General features: G+C 48.0%; 18 protein-coding genes. 8 read left to right on the top strand and 10 right to left on the bottom strand.

The window, feature by feature from the left end; all coding sequences use genetic code 11:
* Nucleotides 1-154: 154 nt before the first annotated feature.
* Complete coding sequence (locus tag RF679_RS02970) at nt 155-997, bottom strand: BPSS1780 family membrane protein (protein WP_309482738.1); 843 nt, start codon at nt 995-997, stop codon at nt 155-157.
* Between the two features lie 251 nt (nt 998-1,248).
* Here RF679_RS02970 and RF679_RS02965 point away from each other — a divergent pair, with 251 nt between their 5' ends.
* The 8 genes from RF679_RS02965 to RF679_RS02930 all read left to right on the top strand — a co-directional run bounded on the left by RF679_RS02965 (nt 1,249) and on the right by RF679_RS02930 (nt 8,123).
* Nucleotides 1,249-2,280: a KpsF/GutQ family sugar-phosphate isomerase gene (locus tag RF679_RS02965; RefSeq protein ID WP_373921725.1), complete on the top strand. Its 1,032-nt coding sequence runs from the start codon at nt 1,249-1,251 to the stop codon at nt 2,278-2,280.
* Nucleotides 2,280-2,822 carry a KdsC family phosphatase gene (locus RF679_RS02960; RefSeq protein WP_309482737.1) on the top strand — a complete coding sequence of 181 codons (543 nt, stop codon included), beginning with the start codon at nt 2,280-2,282 and terminating at the stop codon, nt 2,820-2,822. Before RF679_RS02965 ends, RF679_RS02960 begins: the two co-directional genes overlap by 1 nt.
* Nucleotide 2,823: 1 nt before the next feature.
* Nucleotides 2,824-3,444 carry an LPS export ABC transporter periplasmic protein LptC gene (gene lptC, locus RF679_RS02955; protein ID WP_309482736.1) on the top strand — a complete coding sequence of 207 codons (621 nt, stop codon included), beginning with the start codon at nt 2,824-2,826 and terminating at the stop codon, nt 3,442-3,444.
* Nucleotides 3,445-3,476: 32 nt separating this feature from the next.
* Nucleotides 3,477-4,064 (top strand): LptA/OstA family protein, encoded by a 588-nt coding sequence (locus tag RF679_RS02950; protein WP_309482735.1) that lies wholly within the window; start codon nt 3,477-3,479, stop codon nt 4,062-4,064.
* Between the two features lie 17 nt (nt 4,065-4,081).
* Complete coding sequence (gene lptB / locus RF679_RS02945; protein WP_309482734.1) at nt 4,082-4,825, top strand: LPS export ABC transporter ATP-binding protein; 744 nt, start codon at nt 4,082-4,084, stop codon at nt 4,823-4,825.
* Nucleotides 4,826-4,848: 23 nt separating this feature from the next.
* Complete coding sequence (locus tag RF679_RS02940) at nt 4,849-6,342, top strand: RNA polymerase factor sigma-54 (protein ID WP_309482733.1); 1,494 nt, start codon at nt 4,849-4,851, stop codon at nt 6,340-6,342.
* Nucleotides 6,343-6,480: 138 nt separating this feature from the next.
* Complete coding sequence (hpf, locus tag RF679_RS02935; protein ID WP_309482732.1) at nt 6,481-6,825, top strand: ribosome hibernation-promoting factor, HPF/YfiA family; 345 nt, start codon at nt 6,481-6,483, stop codon at nt 6,823-6,825.
* 206 nt (nt 6,826-7,031) lie between these two features.
* Nucleotides 7,032-8,123, top strand: coding sequence for an enoyl-CoA hydratase/isomerase family protein (locus RF679_RS02930; protein ID WP_309482731.1), 1,092 nt, complete (start codon nt 7,032-7,034; stop codon nt 8,121-8,123).
* Nucleotides 8,124-8,230: 107 nt separating this feature from the next.
* Here RF679_RS02930 and RF679_RS02925 read toward each other — a convergent pair whose 3' ends face one another.
* The 9 genes from RF679_RS02925 to RF679_RS02885 are packed head-to-tail and all read right to left on the bottom strand — an operon-like array spanning nt 8,231 to nt 21,617.
* Complete coding sequence (locus RF679_RS02925; RefSeq protein WP_373921724.1) at nt 8,231-8,938, bottom strand: DUF4197 domain-containing protein; 708 nt, start codon at nt 8,936-8,938, stop codon at nt 8,231-8,233.
* An 18-nt stretch (nt 8,939-8,956) separates the two neighbouring features.
* Entirely contained in the window at nt 8,957-10,111 is a 1,155-nt protein-coding gene (locus tag RF679_RS02920; protein ID WP_309482730.1) for a deoxyguanosinetriphosphate triphosphohydrolase, read from the bottom strand.
* A gap of 3 nt (nt 10,112-10,114) precedes the next feature.
* Complete coding sequence (aroKB, locus tag RF679_RS02915) at nt 10,115-11,797, bottom strand: bifunctional shikimate kinase/3-dehydroquinate synthase AroKB (RefSeq protein WP_309482729.1); 1,683 nt, start codon at nt 11,795-11,797, stop codon at nt 10,115-10,117.
* Between the two features lie 19 nt (nt 11,798-11,816).
* The gene (locus RF679_RS02910; RefSeq protein ID WP_309482728.1) at nt 11,817-16,418 is read right to left on the bottom strand and encodes a beta strand repeat-containing protein; all 4,602 of its coding nucleotides are present in this window, start codon (nt 16,416-16,418) and stop codon (nt 11,817-11,819) included.
* A 55-nt stretch (nt 16,419-16,473) separates the two neighbouring features.
* Nucleotides 16,474-18,603 carry a type IV pilus secretin PilQ gene (pilQ, locus tag RF679_RS02905; RefSeq protein ID WP_309482727.1) on the bottom strand — a complete coding sequence of 710 codons (2,130 nt, stop codon included), beginning with the start codon at nt 18,601-18,603 and terminating at the stop codon, nt 16,474-16,476.
* A 29-nt stretch (nt 18,604-18,632) separates the two neighbouring features.
* A complete protein-coding gene (locus tag RF679_RS02900) occupies nt 18,633-19,166 on the bottom strand; it encodes a pilus assembly protein PilP (protein WP_309482726.1) in 534 nt (177 codons plus the stop codon).
* Nucleotides 19,163-19,864: a type IV pilus inner membrane component PilO gene (locus tag RF679_RS02895; protein ID WP_309482725.1), complete on the bottom strand. Its 702-nt coding sequence runs from the start codon at nt 19,862-19,864 to the stop codon at nt 19,163-19,165. Before RF679_RS02895 ends, RF679_RS02900 begins: the two co-directional genes overlap by 4 nt.
* A 35-nt stretch (nt 19,865-19,899) precedes the next feature.
* Nucleotides 19,900-20,538: a PilN domain-containing protein gene (locus tag RF679_RS02890; RefSeq protein WP_309482724.1), complete on the bottom strand. Its 639-nt coding sequence runs from the start codon at nt 20,536-20,538 to the stop codon at nt 19,900-19,902.
* The gene (locus RF679_RS02885; protein ID WP_309482723.1) at nt 20,535-21,617 is read right to left on the bottom strand and encodes a pilus assembly protein PilM; all 1,083 of its coding nucleotides are present in this window, start codon (nt 21,615-21,617) and stop codon (nt 20,535-20,537) included. The genes RF679_RS02890 and RF679_RS02885 overlap by 4 nt, the downstream gene beginning before the upstream one ends.
* Nucleotides 21,618-21,668 lie beyond the last annotated feature (51 nt).

The following is a 21,668-nucleotide window of genomic DNA, read 5'->3' as shown; positions in this document are numbered from 1 at the left end:
CACTATTATTACCGATAAACTGCGGAAGTACGTCGTTAAAGTTTCAAAAAAACGGCCATTCACTTTCGCAAACGGCCGTAATTTAGTTTTTCAGGTCACCGAGGGGGCTAACACTTCAGCCCATGTAACAAGTCAATTTAATTCGATATCAACTTCACTCAGCAAAATAAATTTGGCGATAGGCAGCATAAATGGCAGCTACGACGGTTGGCCATAAAACAAATGCCCCAACGATCATGACTAAGATCATGATCCAACCTAGCATCGCGGCCAATACACCAAATACGATCATCGCACCGACCATCACAAAGAAATAGACGACGAACACGAGTACATTCTTCAAGCACGCAGAGAAACTACTTTTGATCGCCTCAATCGCATCCATTTTGTGGTTCATTACCAGTACTGGTGCAAAGTAGGTCGCGGCGGAAAGCACCAACATCATCAGCATGCCCACGATCACAACGCCAATGATTTTGCCAACGCCCATACCCATGAACAAACTAGAGAAATCACCACTTTTCGCTAAACCACCCAAGGCTGCGAAACCAATGCTCGCGAAGAAGAACGCAACTAACGCGCCAACGATGACCACAATACCCACGAACCACAGCAGCCCCACTAAAGCTAACTGGCCAGTATTGTTCTTAAAACCTGCAAACATTAAGTCAACCGACGGTGCTTCTTTTTTGTAGATCGCATGGCAAAGCATCATAAAGCCTGCCGTGAACACAGGCATCAAAACATAAGTCACGATAGAACCCACGAACGGCACTAAGCCCACCAAAAAATTAATCACAAAATTAATCAGTAGAACACCGATCCACACACCTGGCGCGGCCTTAAATGTATTGAAACCGCTTTGCAACCAAGCAATTGAACTTCCCACAGGAACGGCACGCCCCTCACGAATAAAATTTTCATCACTGGAACTGGGAACTAGATCGGATGGTGGCGGTGAATAAGATTGATTTGGGTCGATTGAATATGGATTCATGGTCCTGCTTTCTTTAAAAATTTGATGATCAGGCAATCACTAATGGCGCCTGCTTGGCGAGTATCAGTGATGATTTTCAAATTAACAAGTACAAGACGCACTTAACCCGACAAGCGGCACAAAAGTGTCAAATTCTTCCAACATTTAGCAACTTTTTGATCTAGCGCAAAGTTGAGCCCCATGAACACGATGCCCTGCTCATTTTTCTGGCAGGGTTCTTGCTTTGTCTTATTTGGTTTATACTTTGGGGCATGAGAACACTAAACCACACCTCTCCCGTCAAGCTACCGCTTAGCGCCGACAGCACCAGTCATGCGATGCAATTGGCCGTCGATACTTTACAGATCGAAGCTGATGCTATCCTCGCACTGAAACAACGACTTGCAGGTGCTGATGCACAAGCTTTCACTGATGCCATGCAATTCATCCTCGCTTGCAGTGGCAAGGTGGTTGTTTCCGGTATCGGAAAATCAGGACATATCGCGCGCAAGATGGCGGCCACTTTTGCCTCAACAGGAACGCCATCGTTTTTTGTACACCCGGCAGAGGCTGCGCACGGCGACCTCGGCATGGTCACGTCCAACGACGTGTTGATCGCGATCTCTTACTCTGGTGAAGCGGGCGAACTAGTTGCTATTTTGCCGATCGTACGACGCCTCGGTGTGAAGTTAATCGCCATGACCGGCAATCCCCATTCGACCCTCGCTAAATTGGCTGATCTGCATCTCAACGTGTACGTTGAAAAAGAAGCTTGCCCACTCAATTTGGCGCCAACTGCGAGCACGACGGTGACTCTAGCGATGGGTGATGCCCTTGCGGTCGCCGTCCTTGATGCACGTGGTTTTAAAGAAGACGATTTTGCAAGATCGCATCCGGGTGGCGCTTTAGGACGACGTCTACTGACCCACGTCAAAGACATTATGCGAACTGGCACAGCCATCCCGCAGGTCGGCCCGGAAACAACATTGAGCACGGCTTTGCTGGAAATCACCCAAAAAGGTATGGCGATGACCGCTGTGGTTGATGCAGAAGAGACTCTACTCGGCGTCTTCACCGACGGCGATTTACGTCGTCTGATTGAGAAAAATCTCAACTTAAGCACGCTTGCAATTGGCGAGGTTATGGGCACGCATCCTCGAACGATCAAACCAGAACAACTGGCAGTGGAAGCGGTTGAGATCATGGAGACTCACCGTATCAACCAACTTTTGGTATGCGATGCAAACAATAAACTTGTTGGCGCATTACATATCCATGACCTCACCCGCGCGAAGGTAATTTAATGCAAAGTACTCTCGAACTTGCACGCGAAAAAGCGGCGAGCGTTAAATTGATGATCTTTGATGTTGACGGCATTTTGACCGATGGCAGTCTGCATTTCAGTGCGGACGGTGAGGTTATGAAAACTTTCAATGTGCTTGATGGGCAAGGCATTAAACTATTGCAGAATGCAGGTATCGAAACGGCAATCATTAGCGCTCGGCAATCGGCTATTGTTACGAAACGCGCCACCGATCTTGGCATCACTCATATTCGGCAAGGTATCCACGACAAGAAAAGTGCATTCATCCAGCTCATCGCAGAACTCAATTTTGCTGCGCAGGAATGTGGTTTTATTGGCGACGATGTCATCGATCTTCCGGTCTTACTACAAGTTGGCTTTGCCGCCAGTGTGCAGAACGCTCACGCAGAAGTTCGCAAGCGCGTCGATTACACGACTCAGTCCTCAGGTGGACGAGGCGCAGTGCGCGAGATCTGTGATTTCATCCTTGCCGCGCAAGGCAAGTATGAAGCAGCATTAGCGCCTTTTCTCAAAGTGACATGACATGACCGCTGACCGCATCCGAATTTGGCTCTCTGTGGTCCTTTTAGGACTCGTCATGCTTGGCGGCTTCTGGATCTACGAAGTAATGCGTAGAAATAGCGAAGACTCCGCGAATAGTGGACGTGTTCGCACCGAACCTGATTACTTTGTTGAGCACTTCAACTTCGTTCGCATTTCTCAAAGTGGAAATACCAACTATCGCGTGACTGGACAAAAGCTCACACACTTTCCTCAAGAAGACGAGTTCGAAATTCAGCAACCACGCATTGTCGGCATTGATCAAGAAAAAACGCCGATGAACATCCGCGCAGATCGCGCCATCGTGAAGCAAAAAGTGCAAGAGAAAGACGGTGGCTTGATCGAGGATCAAATTCACCTACTCGACAATGTGGAAGTCGTACGCGCTGGCAGCGCAACGGTAGTAGAGGTCCAATTGAATACCAATCATTTGGTTTTATATCCAGACAGCGAACGCATGCGTACCGACCAAGCGATCGTTCTCAAGACCCCCAGTGCCCATATTACTGCAGTAGGAATCGAAGCGGATAATGCTCGACAAACGATACGTTTCTTAAATCAGTTGCGAGCCACAATCAATAGTAAGCAAACAAAACAAAAATGAAGACTTGCAAGTTGTCATCACCAAGGAAAACCATGTATAAAATCAACGTCTCCACCCTTATCCTAAGTTTGCTTTTGGGCTTTGTGAGCTCACAAGCCTTGGCTGAAAAAGCGGACAAGTTCAAGGAGACGAAGGTCTCTGGTATCGCTGGCGCATATGACGCTAGCAAGAACATTATTACCTTTGAAAAGATCGAAGTCACGCGCGGAACTTTATATATTCGCGGCGAGAAGGGCACTGATATTTCAATTCCAACCAGCAAAGAACATCCCGAAGGCGGTGGCACGACGGTCTTGCTCGGAACCCCGGCAAACCCAGTTTTTTTTCGCCAAAAGCGCGATGGTGGCGAGGAGCTTTGGATAGAAGGTACAGCGCAACGTGTCGAATATAACAAAGCCAGCGATGTAGTGACTTTTCATGGTGCTGCTGTGATCCGTTTTCTTGACCATCAAAAAGAAACTCGCAAGCTTGAGGGCGAATTTTTCTCGTACGATAGCCCAAATGATTTCTTGAATCTCGCGAACTCTTCGACTGGAAAAAGTACACAAAACGGCGGTCGTGTCACTTTCACTCAGCAGCCTGAAAAAGCCAAAACAGAAACAAAAACAAGCAAACCCTAGTTGTAGAGGCTAAAAAGATGACAAGCACACTTGCAATACAAGGTCTGCAAAAACGCTATGGCATGCGCCAAGTGGTCCGTGACGTCGCCCTCGAAGTCAAGAGTGGTGAAGTCGTCGGCTTATTGGGCCCAAATGGTGCGGGCAAAACGACGTCGTTTTATATGATTGTGGGACTAGTGCCATCCGATGCTGGAAAAATCGATATCGACGGTACTGATATTTCTAGCCTACCGATTCACCAACGCGCTCGCCTTGGTCTTTCCTACCTGCCGCAAGAAGCTTCAGTGTTTCGCAAACTATCGGTAGAAGACAATGTGCGCGCCGTGCTGGAACTACAAAGCGACGACAATGGCAAAGCATTGAGCAAAGCGGAGATCGATCAGCGTCTCAATACACTGCTCACCGAATTACAAATCGATGGCTTACGCGAAAGCCCTGCGCGTGCTTTGTCAGGCGGCGAACGTCGTCGTGTCGAGATCGCCCGCGCACTAGCCACGAACCCGCGTTTCGTCTTACTCGATGAACCATTTGCAGGGGTTGACCCAATTGCGGTGATTGAGATCCAGCGTATCGTGCGCTTCCTCAAAGAGCGCAATATCGGCGTCTTAATTACTGACCACAATGTGCGTGAGACCTTGGGTATTTGCGACCACGCCTACATCATTAATCAAGGCTCCGTTTTGGCAAGTGGTCGCCCTGATGAAATCATCACCAATGAAACCGTGCGTCGAGTGTATCTCGGCGAACACTTCCGCATGTAAGCCAATCGAGCGCCAATCGCATCATGAAGCAAAGCTTACAGCTCCGCACTTCGCAACATCTAGCGCTGACACCGCAGTTGCAGCAATCGATACGCTTGCTGCAGTTATCGACGCTGGAGCTCCATCAAGAACTTGAAACGCTCTTGATTGAAAATCCTATGCTCGAGCGTGTAGATGACGCACTCGATAGTGCGGTGCGACTGCTGGCGGATGGCACCATCAATAACGCCACTCAGCAGAGCGAATCAGAGTTTGCGGTGGCAGAAAAATCCGAAGCTAACGGAACCGAACAAGCTACAAAAACCGACAACACTGACACCAACGGTGATGGTGAAACGCAGATCAGCAGCGAGGATGATTGGAGCTTCGAAGATGCACCAATCTCAGGCACTAAGAACAATGATGAAGAAGATGGTCGCCCGCAATTAGAGGCCGCCCAAATCACTTTACGCGAGTATTTATTGGAGCAAATGCGCGTCACCGTCAGAGAAGGACGCGATCGCGCTTTGATCGAGTTGATCATTGATGCAATTGATGAGAATGGCTACCTTTGTGAAACGCTCGAAGATATTCACGATAGTTTGCCCATCGATCTTTGTGTCGAAATGGAGGAATTGCAGTTCGCACTCAAGATGGTGCAGAGTTTCGAGCCTGAGGGTGTTGGTGCACGCAGCACCACTGAGTGTCTCAGCTTACAAATTCGACGCTTACCGAAAATTCCTTTCGTGACGCGTCGCTTGGCCTTGCAGATTGTTGAGGAACATTTAGCCCTGTTTGCACAACGCGACTTCACCAAACTACGCAAACTGTTGCAATGTGACGACGAAGACTTGCGTGAAGCGCAATGCGTCATTCGCATGTGTAATCCTAAGCCTGGCCTCGCCTATTCGGAGGGTAAATCCGACTATGTAGTCCCTGATGTCGTTGTAAAAAAAATGGGTGACGAATGGCAGGTGATGTTGAATCGTGACGTTATGCCACGCTTACGCGTGAATCAACTGTACGCTAACTTAATGAAGCAACAACGTGGCGATGGTAGTCTCAGCCCTCAACTTCAAGAAGCTCGTTGGCTGATCAAAAATATGCGGCAGCGCTTTGATACGATTTTGCGCGTTGCACAAGCCATAGTCGAAAGACAATACAATTTCTTTACTCATGGTGCAGTTGCAATGCGCCCCCTTGTTTTACGCGAAATTGCTGATACACTGGGATTACACGAGAGCACTATTTCTCGTGTAACGACTCAAAAATACATGCTCACTCCGCATGGTATGTTTGAGTTGAAATACTTCTTCGGTAGTCACGTCGCCACCGAAGCTGGAGGTGAAGCCTCCTCGACGGCGATACGTGCTCTGATCAAACAATTAATAGGAGAAGAAGACCAGAAAAAACCTCTCTCGGACAGTAAGATCGCCGACATTTTGGGAGAACAAGGCATGGTCATCGCTCGGCGAACGGTCGCTAAGTATCGCGAGGCTCTGAAAATTCCCCCAGTCAGTTTGCGAAAATCTTTGTAAACCAGTTCTTGATTTACTACTGAACAGCGTTATATATGATGTAGCTCAACACGGTTTCATGCCAATTGAGCGATCGTTAAGTCGCAGTAAAGTTGTATCAGTTAGCACACAAAAGCAATATCACCATAGGAGCGCAGTATGAATCTCACCATCAGTGGACACCATGTCGAAGTAACTCCTGCAATTCGTGAATATGTTCAAAACAAATTAGAACGGGTAAGACGACACTTCGATCAAGTCATTGATATCGCAGTCATTTTGACAGTTGATAAGCTCCGAGAAAAGGACAAACGCCACAAAGCCGATATTAATCTTCATCTCAGCGGTAAAGATATTCACGTCGAAAGCTTAGCGCATGATCTGTATGCAGCCATCGACGCTTTAATCGATAAACTCGATCGTCAGGTCATCAAACACAAGGACAAAATCCAAGACCATCAACACGACGCTATCAAACATATGCCTGATCCGGCATCTGCATAAGATGCAGTAGTCATCTCCGCACATCATGCGAAGCAAGGCCCCCTTTTGTAGGGGGCATTTTTTTGCCTGTGACCGTGGTCCAGTTTTAAAAATCGATGTGCCTACAAACAATACGCCCTGCTTCGAAACGACCAGTTAAATCTTTGGCACCATCGGCGGTGTAAGGACGCGGTAAAATACGCCGTCACTTTTTCAGAAAAATAATTATGGAAAACTTTGTTCTTACCGAAGTCAAAAATGAGATTGGCTTTATCACGCTTGATCGTCCGAAAGCACTCAACTCCCTCTCACTGACGATGGTGCGCGAACTGACTGCGACGCTGCGTGCTTGGCACAACGACCCAGCGGTGCGTGCGGTATTCATCCACAGTAGCAGTGAAAAAGCATTCTGCGCGGGCGGCGACATTCGTTTCTTTTACGATGTGGGCACCAAAACTCCAATGCAAGATAGCGCACTGTTGGAAGATTTCTTCACCGAAGAATACGCGTTAAATCATTTAATTCATTTCTACCCAAAACCTTATATCGCATTGATGAACGGTGTCGTCATGGGCGGCGGTATGGGCATCGCACAATCGGGCGTAGCGAGTCGTTTGCGCATCGTCACAGAAAAAACAAAAATGGCCATGCCTGAAGTCAATATTGGTTTGTTCCCCGATGTTGGCGGCGGCTATTTCCTCAATCGCACACCTGGTCAAATTGGAGCCTACCTCGGCTTGACAGGTGAGATTATCGGCGCAGCTGACGCGCTCTACGCCAATCTCGCCGATGTGTATGTGCCGACTGGCGCCATCGCTGATTTGATGGATTTGCTTAGCAGCACCACCGAGGCTGATATCCGAACAGCGATCCGTGATTTTGCACGCGCATTCGCGGACGATATCAATGTCGAACATTGCAATTTGGCGCAACAAAGATCGAGCATCGATCACCATTTCCAAGGCAATCAATTGGCAGCGATTTACGCTTCACTCTCGAATGACGAATCGGGCTTTGCCAAGCATACTTTGACCACCATGGATAAGCGTTCACCACTCCTAATGGCGGTCACTTTAGAGCAATTGCGTCGCTGCCAACGCAAGTCGGTGGCTGAGTGTTTGCGCATGGAGCGCACCATGGTTCGACATTGCTTCAAACATGGTGAAGTCCTAGAAGGTGTGCGTGCCTTGGTGGTTGATAAGGACAATGCGCCGAAATGGTCACCGAGCTCGGTGGCCGAGGTGAATGAGGAACTGGTTCACAGTTTCTTCGCGCCGGTATGGCCTGATTACGCCCATCCACTGGCGCATCTACCATAAGCGTTTTAATATCTTTTGGAAGAATATCTGCAGTAACGAATTTGCGGGGCGCTGCATGTCTGTGCGCTGCGTTGCTCCGCAAATTCTTCGTTTCTACTTCGACGGGCTTATTTCAACAGCCCAAAGACTTTACCAATAATTTTGCTACCCGTACCCAAAGGATCTTTGCGGATCGCTTTTTCTTCTTCAGCGATCATGAGATACAAAGCATCCACCGCACGGCTCGAAACGTAAGCTTCTACGGTCGCTTCTTGCTCAGAAACGGCACCAAGTTTCTTGGCCTTCTCCATCACGCCATTGTACTTTCCTGCCAAGCCGACTTTATCTGTGACGCCTTTGACGATGGGCATAAATTTGACACTTAACGGCTTGGCTGTCTTCTCTTTGAAGAATTGGGTAACGGAGGTATCACCGCCGCCCAAAATCGCTTTTGCGTCAGCGATACTCATCGATTTCACCGCATCGATCAACAAAGGCTTCGCCATTGGCACTGCACTTTCTGCGGCACGATTCATCGACACGACCAACTCATCCAACTGCTTACTTTGGCCAGACAGTTTCAGTATTGGCTTGGTTTTTTCGAGGATGGAAGGCAGCGGAATACGCACTTTCTCATTGTTCAAGAACCCACCTTGCACACCGAGTTTGCTTAAGGCGGCATTCGCACCTTGTTCGAGCGCAGCCTTCAAGCCGGCATTGGCGTCTTGTCCACTGAGTTGACTCAAGTCAGCCGCGTGCACAGGCACCAAAACACTGCTGAGGATGCTCAAGAAAAAGACTTGAACGAGTTTGCTATTGAGTTTTTTCACTGCCATCTCCGTGTATTCACACCATCAAACTTCTTCGATTTCAAATAATCTTCTATGTTCGCGGATCGCATAGCGATCGGTCATCCCTGCAATATAATCGGCGATCCTTCTCGCTTGCTGCAAGCACTGTTCATGTTCACTTAATTGCTGATCGCGCACGCGGTAATCTGGCGGCAGCAAGCCTGGATCGGCTAGCATCGCATCGAATAGATCGCGTATGGTTTTCTTCGCCTTATTGCTCATGCGATTCACTTGATAATGGCGATACAGATGTTGAAACAGGAAGTGCTTTAGCTGCTTCGCCTCGTGATGCATAGCGTCAGAAAACGCAATCATGGTCGGCATTTGCCGCACATCTTCGATCGTCTTGGGTCCATGATCGGCGATTCGCTGCTCGGAAGTGCGAATCAAATCACTGATCAATGCGTTGATCATGCGACGTATCGTTTCTGAAATGGCGCGCCGACCAGCAAGACCCGGATATTGTGTTTCTACCTCATGACGGAATCGAGCAAAGAAATCCACTTCCATCATCTGTGCTTCGCTCAATAGACCCGAGCGTAAGCCATCGTCGATATCGTGATTATTGTAAGCAATCTCATCGGCCAAATTGGTGAGCTGTGCTTCAAGACTAGGTTGCTGCTTCAATAAAAAGCGCTGACCGACATCACCAAGTAGTTGGGCATTGCTAATGGAGCAGTGTTTGAGAATGCCTTCGCGCGCTTCAAAGGTCAAATTCAGGCCTTCAAAGGCGGCATAGCGCTCTTCCAGGGCGTCAACCACGCGCAGGCTTTGCAAGTTATGTTCGAAGCCGCCAAAGTCCTTCATGCAAGCGTGCAGTGCATCTTGCCCTGCATGCCCGAAAGGCGTGTGACCAAGATCATGCGCTAGCGAGATTGCTTCGACCAAATCTTCGTTAAGTCGCAAGTTGCGGGCAATCGAGCGGGCGATTTGAGCGACCTCAATACTATGCGTGAGGCGAGTGCGAAACAGATCGCCTTCGTGATTCACAAAGACTTGGGTTTTGTATTCGAGTCGTCGAAATGCGGTACTGTGAATGATGCGATCGCGGTCGCGCTGAAACTCTGAACGCGAGCCTGGTGGAGCTTCAAAGAAACGCCTGCCCCGTGACTGCGCCGACTGTGCAGCATAAGGGGCAAGATGCGTATCTGTGAACATAGTTTAGCTCTCGGGATGAGTACAAGCTCGTAAAGTATCGCGCAGATATTGAGCTGGAACAGTGGTAATGATGCTAGTTCCCAAAGGCTTGAGCAAGATAAACTTGATTTGCCCTCCCTCATTTTTCTTATCGACTTCCATCAGATCCAACCAAGTTGCTTCACCAAGATCGGGGGCGACCGTCGGCAAGCCTGCGGCCTCGACTAAATGGGTAATACGCGTCTTCGTAACGAAATCGATGTAACCAAGTCGATGCGATAAATCGGCTGCCATCACCATGCCGCAACCAACGGCTTCGCCGTGTAACCAAGCGCCGTAGCCGAGACCTGCTTCAATCGCGTGTCCGAAGGTATGTCCAAAGTTCAAGATGGCACGCAAACCACCTTCGCGTTCATCTTGTTTGACCACGTTGGCTTTGATTTCGCATGAGCGCAATACCGCATAGCTCAGTGCATCATGATCCCGTGCCCGTAATTTCTCGATATTGGCTTCGATCCAATCGAAGAAAGCTGCATCAATAATGGCTCCATGCTTAATGACTTCTGCCAATCCAGCGGACAATTCTTTATCAGGCAAACTAGCAAGTGTCGCGATATCTGCCAACACCGCCTGCGGTTGATAAAAAGCACCGATCATATTCTTACCGAGTGGATGATTGATGCCTGTCTTACCGCCCACTGAAGAATCGACCTGAGCCAATAAGGTGGTCGGAATTTGTACGAAAGGCACACCACGCATGAACGCTGATGCAGCGAAGCCGGTCATATCACCGATCACGCCGCCACCAAGAGCAATCAAGCAGGTTTTGCGATCACATTTCTTCTGCAAGAGCTCATCAAAAATGAGCATCAAGCTTTCCCAATTTTTGCGTTCTTCGCCATCGGGCAAGATGACCGATTCGACTTGCTTACCCAAGCCTTGCAATTGCTGCGTGAGACCAGATAAATATAAAGGTGCGACCACATCATTGGTCACAATCACGACCCGTTGAGCACGAATGCGCTGCTGCAACAGCTCAGTATTTTGTAAAAGTGACTGGCCAATCGAAATGGGATAACTACGATCACCAAGATCGACTTGTAGAGTTTTATAAAGATTTGAATCAGATTCCATCGAACTACCATTTTTCGCTGCTAAAGAAGCAGCGATATTTTCTACTGTGTTGGCGACTAGCTGTGGTTTCGGCAATTTATCAACAATGGTTTGTACCAAGGTCTGTAATTGTGGTTGCCCGGTTTCGATAATCATATGGGCAACTTCCCGATACAGCGGGTCGCGCTGTTGTTCGAGCTCTTCTAATTTTTTACGGGGATCAGGGGTGCGCAGCAATGGGCGTTTTTTATCGTGTCGCGTACGATGCAAAATACTACCGATGCTAGCTTTGAGATAGACCACCGTTCCAGACTCATGCAAGATCTGACGGCTACGCGGATTCAATACCGCCCCGCCACCTGTGGCGAGGACAATATCTTGTTGCTGACAGAGATCACGAATCACATCCGCTTCACGCTGACGAAAACTCGCTTCCCCTTCGATGTCAAAAATCACAGAAATAGCGACGCCTGTGCGCGCCTCTATTTCGTGATCAGAATCAACAAATCGTTTGTTAAGCTTTTTTGCGAGGGCTCTGCCAACCGTTGTTTTGCCAGAGCCCATCAGTCCTACTAAATAAATATTGCTAGACACTACTTTTCAACTTTGCTTCTTAGTTACATGCAGCTGCGCCAGAGCCAGCACCACCTTGTGAGTTATCTTTCAAGGTCATCGTCGCTGTCGCACTTACACCGAGAGAGTCAACCGCGGTGATGGTGATGTCATAGGTCGCGCCTGGAATATATGCTGGCGTACTGTCATATCGGTTAAAGCATCGATTTCCTTGCGTACCTGGGCTTACAGTGACCGTTGAGATTCCACCCGCGTTTGTCACACTCGACAAAATCAAGTCGCTCGTAAATACACGGTATGGACCGGTGCCGCCGAAAATCTGGACTGTGAAGTTCGCTGAATTATCCTCACCAATCGTTAAGACTGATGGTGAAATACGCAATTGTTTCACTGACGCGACCGCACTAATCACAACACTCTTCGTTTGACCTTGTGAGTCAATAATGGTCGCGGTTGTGCTACCGATATTCAAAAGATCAGCCGTGAATGTGCTTGTTCCTGTAAGTGGGTTGACTGCACTCGGTGCACTCACCGTTGCTACAGTTGGGTTGTTATTGTTGGTCAATGTGTAAGGTGGAGAACCACCTGTTACGTTAAAGTACATGGTATCACCAACCGCACCTTGTGAATCTCCCGGCAAGATCGATACCGGCAAGGAAGTCGCTGAAGTCACATTAACCGTACGAGTAATGGTCACGCCTTCGCTATCTTGAATCACCACACTCGCGGTACCGGAAGTTACACCGGTCACTTGGAAGGCTGTCGCACCAGACATGATCACAGTCGCAACACTATTATTGCTGCTAGTGACGGTATATGGAGGTACGCCACCACCAATGCTGTACACCAAAGATGAACCTTTGGCGACAGTCGACGGTTCTGGAGCACCAGTGAAGAGATTCAGATGTGATCCATTACTTACCGTAGCGTCGATATTAACGATTGTGCCTGCGCTGTCAGTAACTCGTATCTGCGCCGCGCCCAAAGCTACACCAGTGATAGTCAAAGAACTACCGCTAACTGACACTGTCGCAACGCTCGCATTGCTGCTCGTTGCCGTGTAAGGGGCTTTACCACCACTGATCGAGTAATTTGATACCGAGCTTGGAGTAATGACAACGGCACTTGGCGCTGTCGTGAACAAAGGTGTTGGTGTTGAGCCACCAATATTAACGACAATCGTCAATCGTGCACCACGCAAATCTGTCACCACAATGTTGGCAGTGCCAACACCGATACCCGTAATGACGAGATCACTTCCAGTGATCGTCGCTTGTGCTACGGTGGTGTTGCTAGTAGATACTTGGTAGCTACCATTTCCACCCGCAACCTTAAACGTACCCGCACCACCAACTTGAAGTGTGAGCGTATCAGGTGCCGAAGAAACGATCACATCGGGGGTTCCGACGATCACAGAGATTAGAATTTCTTTACCCGTCGTATCTTTGATCGATACAGTCGCGCGACCACCAACGATGCCATTCACAACAAATTGGTTATTGCTGTTACGGCCAATCGTTACTGTGCGTTCGTCAGACGAGCTCACTACATAGACTTCGCTACCTCCAGAGATCGTGAATACTTGTGAGGTTGCACCTGCTGCCAATGAAATCGTACTTGGTGCGGAGGTGAACAGATTCACACCAGACCCAACAGTAACTCGAACTGAACGTGTAGCACCTTTAGAGTCGGAAACGATCACATCTGCAGTACCAATTGCTAAGCCACGGATTGTGAACTGAGTGCCTGTCAATGTTGGAGTCAAAATTGCTGGGTCATTGGTTGTTACAGTGTATGGAGCCTGACCACCGCCAATTGAGAACGACTGGGAAATTGCATTTACCCCGAGATTCAAAGTTGGTGGTGCGGTCGTGAACAAATCGACGGCAGATCCCACTGTCACAATAATTGGACGAGACGCACCTGTTGAATCTGTAACGAGTACGGTCGCAGTTCCCACAGCAACGCCCGTGATCACAAAGTTCGAGCCAGTCAAACTCACTGTCGCCACTTGCGTATTCGAAGAGGTTGCTGAATAAATCGAACTACCACCACCGACTTGATAGGTTTGCGAGCTGACACCAACGCCGACCGCAACTGTCGCTGGTGCGCTGATGTAAAGGTCTGATCCAGTCGTCACAGTAACATCGATACTCTTACTTGAACCGACACTATCAGTAATCAAGACCGTAGCGCGTCCGGATTGTTGACCAGTCAAGAAGAACTGTCCACCAGTTTGAGTTACTCTGACTACGCCAGTGTTGCTCGAGATGACGAAGTAACTTGGAACACCGCCACTAATCTGGAAGGTCGAAGAGTTCAAGCCAACGCCCACAGACATTGCCACAGGTGCGGTAGTGAAGAGTTGCAAACCATTGACCACGCTGACATTGATGACTTTTACTGCACCGACTGTATCAGTGATTGTAACGGTCGTTGTCCCTAGAGTTCCTGCACGCAAATAGAATTGATTTCCATTTTGAACAACAGTAACAACTGAAGTATTACCAGACATCACGGAATAAGACTTGCTACCGCCACCAATCAAATAAGTGTTGGAGTCGATACCCAACCCGAGCGACAAGTTACTTGGTGCTGTCGTATAGAGATCTGAACCCGAGGTCACATTGACATTGATGATCACTTTCTGGCCCGATGTATCAGTCAAATTCAGGACTGCCGTGCCTTTCGCGATACCGGTTACGGAGAACTTATTACCAGCCAAGCTGACCGTTGCTACCTGCGAGTTGCTTGAGGTGACTGAATATGCTGGATCGCCGCCCGAAATATCAAACGTCACAGCAGAACCACCAATTGGCAAATCGAGCGCGCTTGGAGCTGTGGTGAACAATGGAATCGTTGAACCGACCGTGACAGCAACCAACTTCGTGCTACCACCAGTATCGGAGATCACAACAGAAGCAGTGCCTTTGCCAGCACCAGTAATCGTGAATGAAGTACCAGTGAAGCTAACTTGTGCTACTTGAACGTTGCTTGAGACCACAGTATAGCCAGGCAAACCACCACCAATAGTGAAACTCGAACTGACGCTGCCAGTTGAAAGTGTAATTGCCTCTGGAGCTGAAGTGAACAAATCTTTTGTTGAGACAGTCACGTTCGAGATCTTAGTACTACCTTGGGCATCCATGATTTGGACTTGTGCTTTACCAACACCAATCGGCGTCACAGTAAACTGAGCGCCACTTTGCTGAACCTGTACCACATTACGGTTACTGGAAGTCACAACGTATGCCGGTTGCCCTCCGCTGATCTGGAAACTGTCGTTGGCTTGATTGACAGTCATATTCACTTCGGTCGGCATGGTGGTACGCAAAGGTACAGCCGCACCGACAGTTACATCAATCCGCTTGCTCGAACCAGCAGAATCCGTCACCACGACAACTGCCGCTCCAGCATTAATACCGGAAATGTAGAAAGTAGTCGCAGTTTGCGTGACTTGGGCGATCGCCGAGTTGCTCGTCGAAACACTATAGCTGAACGTACCGCCTTCGATCGAGAAGCTGGCTGAGCGTGCGCCAACTTCCACAGTGATTGCATCAGGTGCCGATGTGAACAATGGATTCGTCTTCACCGTAACATTGATCGACTTTGTTGCACCAGATCGATCGCTAACAACGACGGTCGCTGTCCCTGGGAACTTGCCAGAAACAGTGAATCGATTTCCAGACTGAATAATGCTTGCTACCAGTAAATTGCTCGAAGTTACAGAGTATGCTGGGCTACCACCAGAAATCGTAAATTGCTCTGAGGCAGAGCCAACGCCAACCGTCAATTCCGCTGGCGAGTTTACTGTCAATGGTTGAGTGACGCCTACGGTCACTTGGATCTGTTGCGTTGCGCCAGCCGTATCTGTGACAGACACAATTGCATTACCGATAGCAAGACCAGTTAATGTGAAATTCGCGCCCGACTGAGACACCGTCACCACGCTTTGATTATTGGTACTCACCGCATAACTCAATGAGCCTCCGCCAATCGCAAAAGTTTGAGTTGTGGTGCCGAGCTCGATCGACATGATAGAAGGTGCTGTTGTGAACAACGGCGTGCTGGATCCCACTTTTACGTTGATGGTGCGGGAGCTTCCAGCAGTATCAGAAACGGAAATTGTGGTGCTACCAGCGCTCACACCGGAGATGTAGAATTGGTTTCCAGTGAGCGTTACTGTTGCAACTGAAGGATTTGCACTCGCTGCACGATAAACTCCACTACCGCCACTTAATGAATAATTATTGGTCTTACTTCCCGGAGCGATCGTTAAATCGACCGGAGCATCGGTTGCGAACGGTGCATTCGTACCAATCGTCGCGACGATTTGTACTTTAGAACCTGATGAATCCGTCACAGTAATGGTGGCTTCACCTGCCCCCTTTCCAGTAATCGTCATTGAACTACCGTTTACAGTGACGGTCGCAGCAGAAGAGCTGCTTGTCGCTGCGTAGCCTGGGTTGCCGCCGCCAATTGTGTAAGTCTGCGAGTCCCCCACATTGATCGTCACCGTTGAGTTCGCGCTAGTAAATAGCGCTCGACCGGTCGTATTGCCTGGAGAGCCACCGCCCCCGCCGCATGCCGACAGCAGGCTCAAACTGATCATAGCCACGAATATGCGAAAAAGCTTCGTCATGTAACACCTATCATATAAAAAAACTTAAAAATCAATACCAAAACGCGCTCTTTGGCTATTGTGTCACGATACTTCCAGTCAACTGAACTTTCGGAGTGATGAAAATCAACAGTTCGGTCTTGTTATTTGTTCTACCAGTGGTCTTAAATAGGTTTCCAAACAATGGAAGATCTCCGAGGAAAGGTACCTTAGTGACGTCATTTCGCTCTTCCTGAGTGTAAATACCACCCAGCACGACCGTACCACCATTCTCAACCAACACGCTCGTTTTCACTTGCTTTGTGTTGATTGCTGGTCCAAAACGTGTTTCCTCACCACGGCTATCTTTATGCACGTCCACGTTCAAGATGATAGTGCCGTCGGGTGTAATTTGTGGTGTAACGTCCAAACTAAGAACCGCTTTTCTAAAGAACACAGCAGTCCCCCCGCTCAGGGCAACGATGGAATATGGGATTTCTTGACCTTGTTCAATGTGTGCTGGCAATTGGTCGGCAGTCACCACACGTGGACTTGAAATGATTTTCCCGTCACCATCAGCTTCCAATGCCGACAACTCAAGGTTAAGGAAACGATTCGCCGCTGCTGAGAAAATACTCGTAGCGATACTACCGGCTTCTAAACCACCAATCGAAGCAGCAGGCAAATTAATAAATTGTGTATTTGGAATGAAGCTCTTCTCGGTGATCTTGGCTTGACCAGTCTGCTCACCCACACCAAGATAATTACCTGTCACAGCAACGCGTTGGTTACCCTGTAATTGATAGCCAGCATCACCACCCGAAAGCTTACGCAGATCAGCAAAACCTAATTTAGCACCGAGGTTTCGACTAAATTTGTTATCAGCTTCAACGATGCGCGCCTCAATCACCACCTGCTTAGTCGCAATATCAGTTTTCTGGATGAGCTTACGAACCTCTTCGATTTTTGAAGCGATATCAGTGACGAAAATTTGGTTAGTGCGTGGGTCGATCATGATACTGCCACGCTTACTGATAAGACGATTGGTCGTAGATGAACCATCCGCGGTAACACCAAACAATTTTTGTAAATTCTCAGCTTTTTGATATTTCAGCTGGAAAGACTCCGTCTTGAGTGGCTCTAAATCTGCGATCGCTGCTTTTTGTTCCAGCTCGAGTTTTTCCTTCAGAAGCAACTCATCTTTCGGGCCAATCATAATGACATTGCCATTTTTACGCATGTCGAGATTTTTGATCTGCATGACGATGTCGAGCGCTTGGTCCCATGGAGTATCGATCAGTCGCAAAGTAATGTTGCCAGAAACAGAATCAGTTGCAATGATATTCACGCCACCTTGTTCCGCCAACATTTGCAACACGGCACGAACATCAATATCCTGGAAGTTCATGCCAAAACGATCACCTTTGTAGCCTTGTGTTCCCTGGGTGAGCTTATTCAGTTCTTCCTTAATCGGCTTAACTTCAACCACTAATTGTGTGTCGCTCTGATAAACGCTGTGTTCCCACAGCCCTTTTGGCTCAATGTACATGCGTACATTGTTACCTTGGCGTTCAGTAATAATTTTCTGGACAGGAGAACCGTAGTCAGCAACATCCAAATTGCGCTTAAGAACATCGGGTAAGTTCACGTTAAAGAAGTCGACCACGATTTTTTGGCCTTGCAGACGCGAATCAACCGCCACTTGGTTACCTGGCAAGTCGATTACAACACGCCCTTCACCGCCAGCTAAGCGGCGAAAATCGATGTCTTTAATGCTTTGTTTGGCCGCTGTTTTCTCGTTTTTATCAACTGCTGGTAGGCCCAAGGAATTCACAGCTGTCGCTAAGCCACCAGAGCCATCAATAGTGACGATTAGGGTATTACCTTCGACAAAGGTCGCATATTTCAAAGCACGATTCAAATTAAATACAAGACGTGACCGACCTGGAACTTCAATCAAATTGACGCTTCGCACTTCGCCCAGCCCAACATCGATCACATTTTTGCCGGTCGCATTACTCGTATTGGGGAAGTCGAGCGAAATTCGAGCGGGACTGGCGATTGAAAATGAAATTGGTGCCTTTTCAAGATTATTCTTCAAAGTGATCTTGACGATCACGTTCGCACCTTGTTGGTTAGCAGTAACCGAGTCAATAGCATTTTCGGTCTGCGCGAACACGGATTGGCACAGGAATAGCAGCCCCAGAAATAGACCCTTGATGCTCATGGAGCTCCCTTTACTGAAATTGATTACATTCATTTTTTCGCCTCTTGCAATTCTAAGCTTGCTTTTCGTTCCATCCATTCGCCAGTTGCATCTTGCACTGTCTCGACCAGATCAACTCTGGTATCACTGACACTAATCACTTTTCCGAAATTTTGCCCCACATATGAGCCAACCGTGACTGGATAGATTAACTTCCCGACCTGGATCAAACCCTGAAGTTTTTTCTTGTTGTCAAACGTTCCGACCATTTTCATACTCTCGAGCGGGAAACCTTCTAAGGCCTCGCGAGGGCGATCAAGATCAGGCTTCAAGCCGCTCTCTTTCGCTGCTTTAATTCGCTCAATCACTGCCAACAGCTTGACTTGATCAAAAGGGTCGTACAGCCCACCACTCTCATACGAAACTGGGACAAACACCTTCGGCTCTTGCAAAGGATTCACTTTCACTTGGGTCTCTTTCCTGACCTGCTCCATCCACGACTGCAGTTCGCCAATCCCGCTATCACCGCAGGCTTGCAAAGTAAGCGCCAAAAAGAGTATGACTAAACCTCTAAGGAATCTCATTTATGCCCCTCTTTCTCTTTTTCTTTTTCGCCCTCTTTACCTTTGGCTGATTCCTTTTTCTTTTGTTCAGCTTGCGCTGCTATTTCTTCAGGATCTAGATATCGATAAGTTTTGACGAAACCGTCGAGAATAATGCCTGGTTTTTTGGGGTCTTTACTTGCCGAAAAACTCAAGTTATTCAATGTGATAATGCGCGGCAATTTCGCGATATCGCTAATGAATTGCCCCATATCGTGATAGTTCGACACCATGATGATCTTAATAGGAATTTCGGCGTAGTAATCTTTGACCACTACCGCGCCAGGTTCAAACAACTCCATGTTCAGACCACGACCATTCGCAGCGGAGTTAATATCATCGAGCAAAGCGGCGTACTCTGCACTGCTCGGCAACTGTTTCTCCATACGGGAAACGTATTGCAAGACTAACTTTCTTTGTTCCTTAAGGGCCTCGAGACTAATCGACTGTTGAGTCTTCGTCTTGAATGTGTCTTTCAGCTTTTGCTCTTCTTGTTCGCCGCGTTCAATATCTTCGATCTGACTGCTCCAATAAGCTCCCCAACCGACCAAAACGACCACCACCAACAGCACAAATGCAGCCAACACGCGAGGAGCAATTGGCCATAAACCTGGATGGAGCCCATTTAAATCGCGGAATTGGCCAGCCAAATCCTCAAATCGTTCTTGTATGTTTGCCATAAGCTTCTCTACTTTTTCTCTTGCACTATTGCCGCTTATTTCTTCTCAGTTGACTTAGAGTCAGCTGGTTTCTTTTCAGCTGGCAATTCTGATGCACTCGCAGCCGCAGCTTCAAGCTCCCTTGGACGACGCATACCTACGCTCACATCAAATTCGATAACGCGCTTGGCATCACGTCCTTGCCCCAAATTGACTGCCTTATTTTGAATAATCTCTGGGCGCGTCATCCATTTCGACGAACTTAAATCATTCACAAAAATGCCGACCACAGCATGGGACTGCGCATACCCTTTGATCAAAACGCGCTGACCTTCTTGCTTAATTGAGAGCAAATACAAGCCTTCTGGAGCCAAACGCACCAATTCATTCATCATGAAGACTGGTTGATTTCGATCAGACTGCAGATCTTCTACCGCTTGTTGACGAGCTTTTAGTGCATCAATTTCTTGTCGCAACGTCGCGACTTCTTTGATCTTTCCGTCCAGCTCTTTGTTCTTTTCAGTGATAAACGCGTTACGTTCAACTTGCGCTGAGAGCTGCGTCGAGAAATACACCCCGACCACAATCACAATCCCAAACCCCACAAGTACAGAAAGCGCCATCAGCGCATAAAATTGATTCTTAAGTTCTTTACGCCTAGCCTCACGATGAGGCAAAAGATTAATTCTGATCATTCGTCAAACCTCCGCATCGCCAATCCACATGCCACCAAATATGCCGGGGCATCACTGCGCAGGACTTTTTCATTGACTGAAGACCCTAATTCCATACCCTTAAACGGGCTAATTACTGTAGTTGAAAGTTTTGTTCGTTCCGCCACGATGTCCACCAAACCCGGCAACATCGAACAACCACCCGCCAAGAAAATCTGATCAATTCGAGTGAATGGCGTAGATGTGAAGAAAAATTGAATTGCACGAGTAACCTCAAGAGCCGCACTCTCTAAAAACGGTTCAAGCAACTCCATTTCATAACTATCCGGCAAATCGCCTTGACGCTTTTTGAGTTCAGCCTCTTCGAACGAAAGTCCATAGTTCCGCACAATATCTTGGGTAAGCTGATTTCCACCAAACTGCTGGTCGCGCTCATAAATCACTTCACCATTTAGCAGTACCGAAATATAAGTCACCTTCGAGCCAATCTGGAACAAAGCAAAAATTTGATCTTGCCCGCCATTAGGCAGTTGATCGATCAAGCGAAGCACAGAAGACCGCGCCGCGAAGGACTCAATATCCATGACTTTTGCTTGCAAACCGGCTGTTTGTGCTGCGGCAACCCGGTCTTCAATCTTTTCTTTTTTGGCTGCAGCCAACAAAATATCCATGTCCTCAGCAGAGTTAGCAGTCGCGCCCATCACAGAAAAATCAATCGCCACCTCATCCATTGAAAACGGGATGTACTGACTTGCTTCAGATTCAACCTGAAATTCTAAGGCCTGCTCATTTAAGTGCGCAGGCAAGGTGATTTTTTTTGTAATAACCGATGCCGCAGGCATCGCAAGTGCGACTTGTCGGGTACCCGTACCAGCACGCTTCAACAAGCGTGTAATAGTCTCAGAGACCTGTTCAAGGTTCTCGATGTTGCCATCGATAACTGCACCTTTTGGTAATGGCTCAGTAGCGCAGCGTTCCAATTTAAAGTCTTTTTCACCTGAGCGTGATAATTCCACTAGCTTGATGTCAGACATGCTGATATCCACCCCTATCAGAGGCGCATTCTTCTTTCCAAGCAGGGATGCGAGATCTAGAGCCAAGGAATTCCCCTCAAAGTAAACTTATTCTTATTTTCAAAAGCACAAGCAAAT

It is taken from the genome of Undibacterium cyanobacteriorum, from assembly GCF_031326225.1.
In the GTDB taxonomy this organism is placed as follows: domain Bacteria; phylum Pseudomonadota; class Gammaproteobacteria; order Burkholderiales; family Burkholderiaceae_D; genus Undibacterium; species Undibacterium cyanobacteriorum.
The sequence above is the reverse complement of the archived record's forward strand: the minus strand, read 5'-3'. Positions and strand labels throughout refer to the sequence as shown.

What these genes read in the sequence shown, in the direction of transcription:
- RF679_RS02925 (WP_373921724.1), bottom strand. Translation starts at nt 8,938, where the DNA reads ATGGCAGTGAAAAAACTCAATAGCAAACTCGTTCAAGTCTTTTTCTTG.
- RF679_RS02910 (WP_309482728.1), bottom strand. Translation starts at nt 16,418, where the DNA reads ATGACGAAGCTTTTTCGCATATTCGTGGCTATGATCAGTTTGAGCCTG.
- hpf (WP_309482732.1), top strand. Translation starts at nt 6,481, where the DNA reads ATGAATCTCACCATCAGTGGACACCATGTCGAAGTAACTCCTGCAATT.
- RF679_RS02930 (WP_309482731.1), top strand. Translation starts at nt 7,032, where the DNA reads ATGGAAAACTTTGTTCTTACCGAAGTCAAAAATGAGATTGGCTTTATC.
- lptB (WP_309482734.1), top strand. Translation starts at nt 4,082, where the DNA reads ATGACAAGCACACTTGCAATACAAGGTCTGCAAAAACGCTATGGCATG.
- RF679_RS02900 (WP_309482726.1), bottom strand. Translation starts at nt 19,166, where the DNA reads ATGAGATTCCTTAGAGGTTTAGTCATACTCTTTTTGGCGCTTACTTTG.
- RF679_RS02940 (WP_309482733.1), top strand. Translation starts at nt 4,849, where the DNA reads ATGAAGCAAAGCTTACAGCTCCGCACTTCGCAACATCTAGCGCTGACA.
- RF679_RS02895 (WP_309482725.1), bottom strand. Translation starts at nt 19,864, where the DNA reads ATGGCAAACATACAAGAACGATTTGAGGATTTGGCTGGCCAATTCCGC.
- RF679_RS02920 (WP_309482730.1), bottom strand. Translation starts at nt 10,111, where the DNA reads ATGTTCACAGATACGCATCTTGCCCCTTATGCTGCACAGTCGGCGCAG.
- RF679_RS02970 (WP_309482738.1), bottom strand. Translation starts at nt 997, where the DNA reads ATGAATCCATATTCAATCGACCCAAATCAATCTTATTCACCGCCACCA.
- RF679_RS02965 (WP_373921725.1), top strand. Translation starts at nt 1,249, where the DNA reads ATGAGAACACTAAACCACACCTCTCCCGTCAAGCTACCGCTTAGCGCC.
- RF679_RS02960 (WP_309482737.1), top strand. Translation starts at nt 2,280, where the DNA reads ATGCAAAGTACTCTCGAACTTGCACGCGAAAAAGCGGCGAGCGTTAAA.
- lptC (WP_309482736.1), top strand. Translation starts at nt 2,824, where the DNA reads ATGACCGCTGACCGCATCCGAATTTGGCTCTCTGTGGTCCTTTTAGGA.
- pilQ (WP_309482727.1), bottom strand. Translation starts at nt 18,603, where the DNA reads ATGAGCATCAAGGGTCTATTTCTGGGGCTGCTATTCCTGTGCCAATCC.
- RF679_RS02950 (WP_309482735.1), top strand. Translation starts at nt 3,477, where the DNA reads ATGTATAAAATCAACGTCTCCACCCTTATCCTAAGTTTGCTTTTGGGC.
- RF679_RS02890 (WP_309482724.1), bottom strand. Translation starts at nt 20,538, where the DNA reads ATGATCAGAATTAATCTTTTGCCTCATCGTGAGGCTAGGCGTAAAGAA.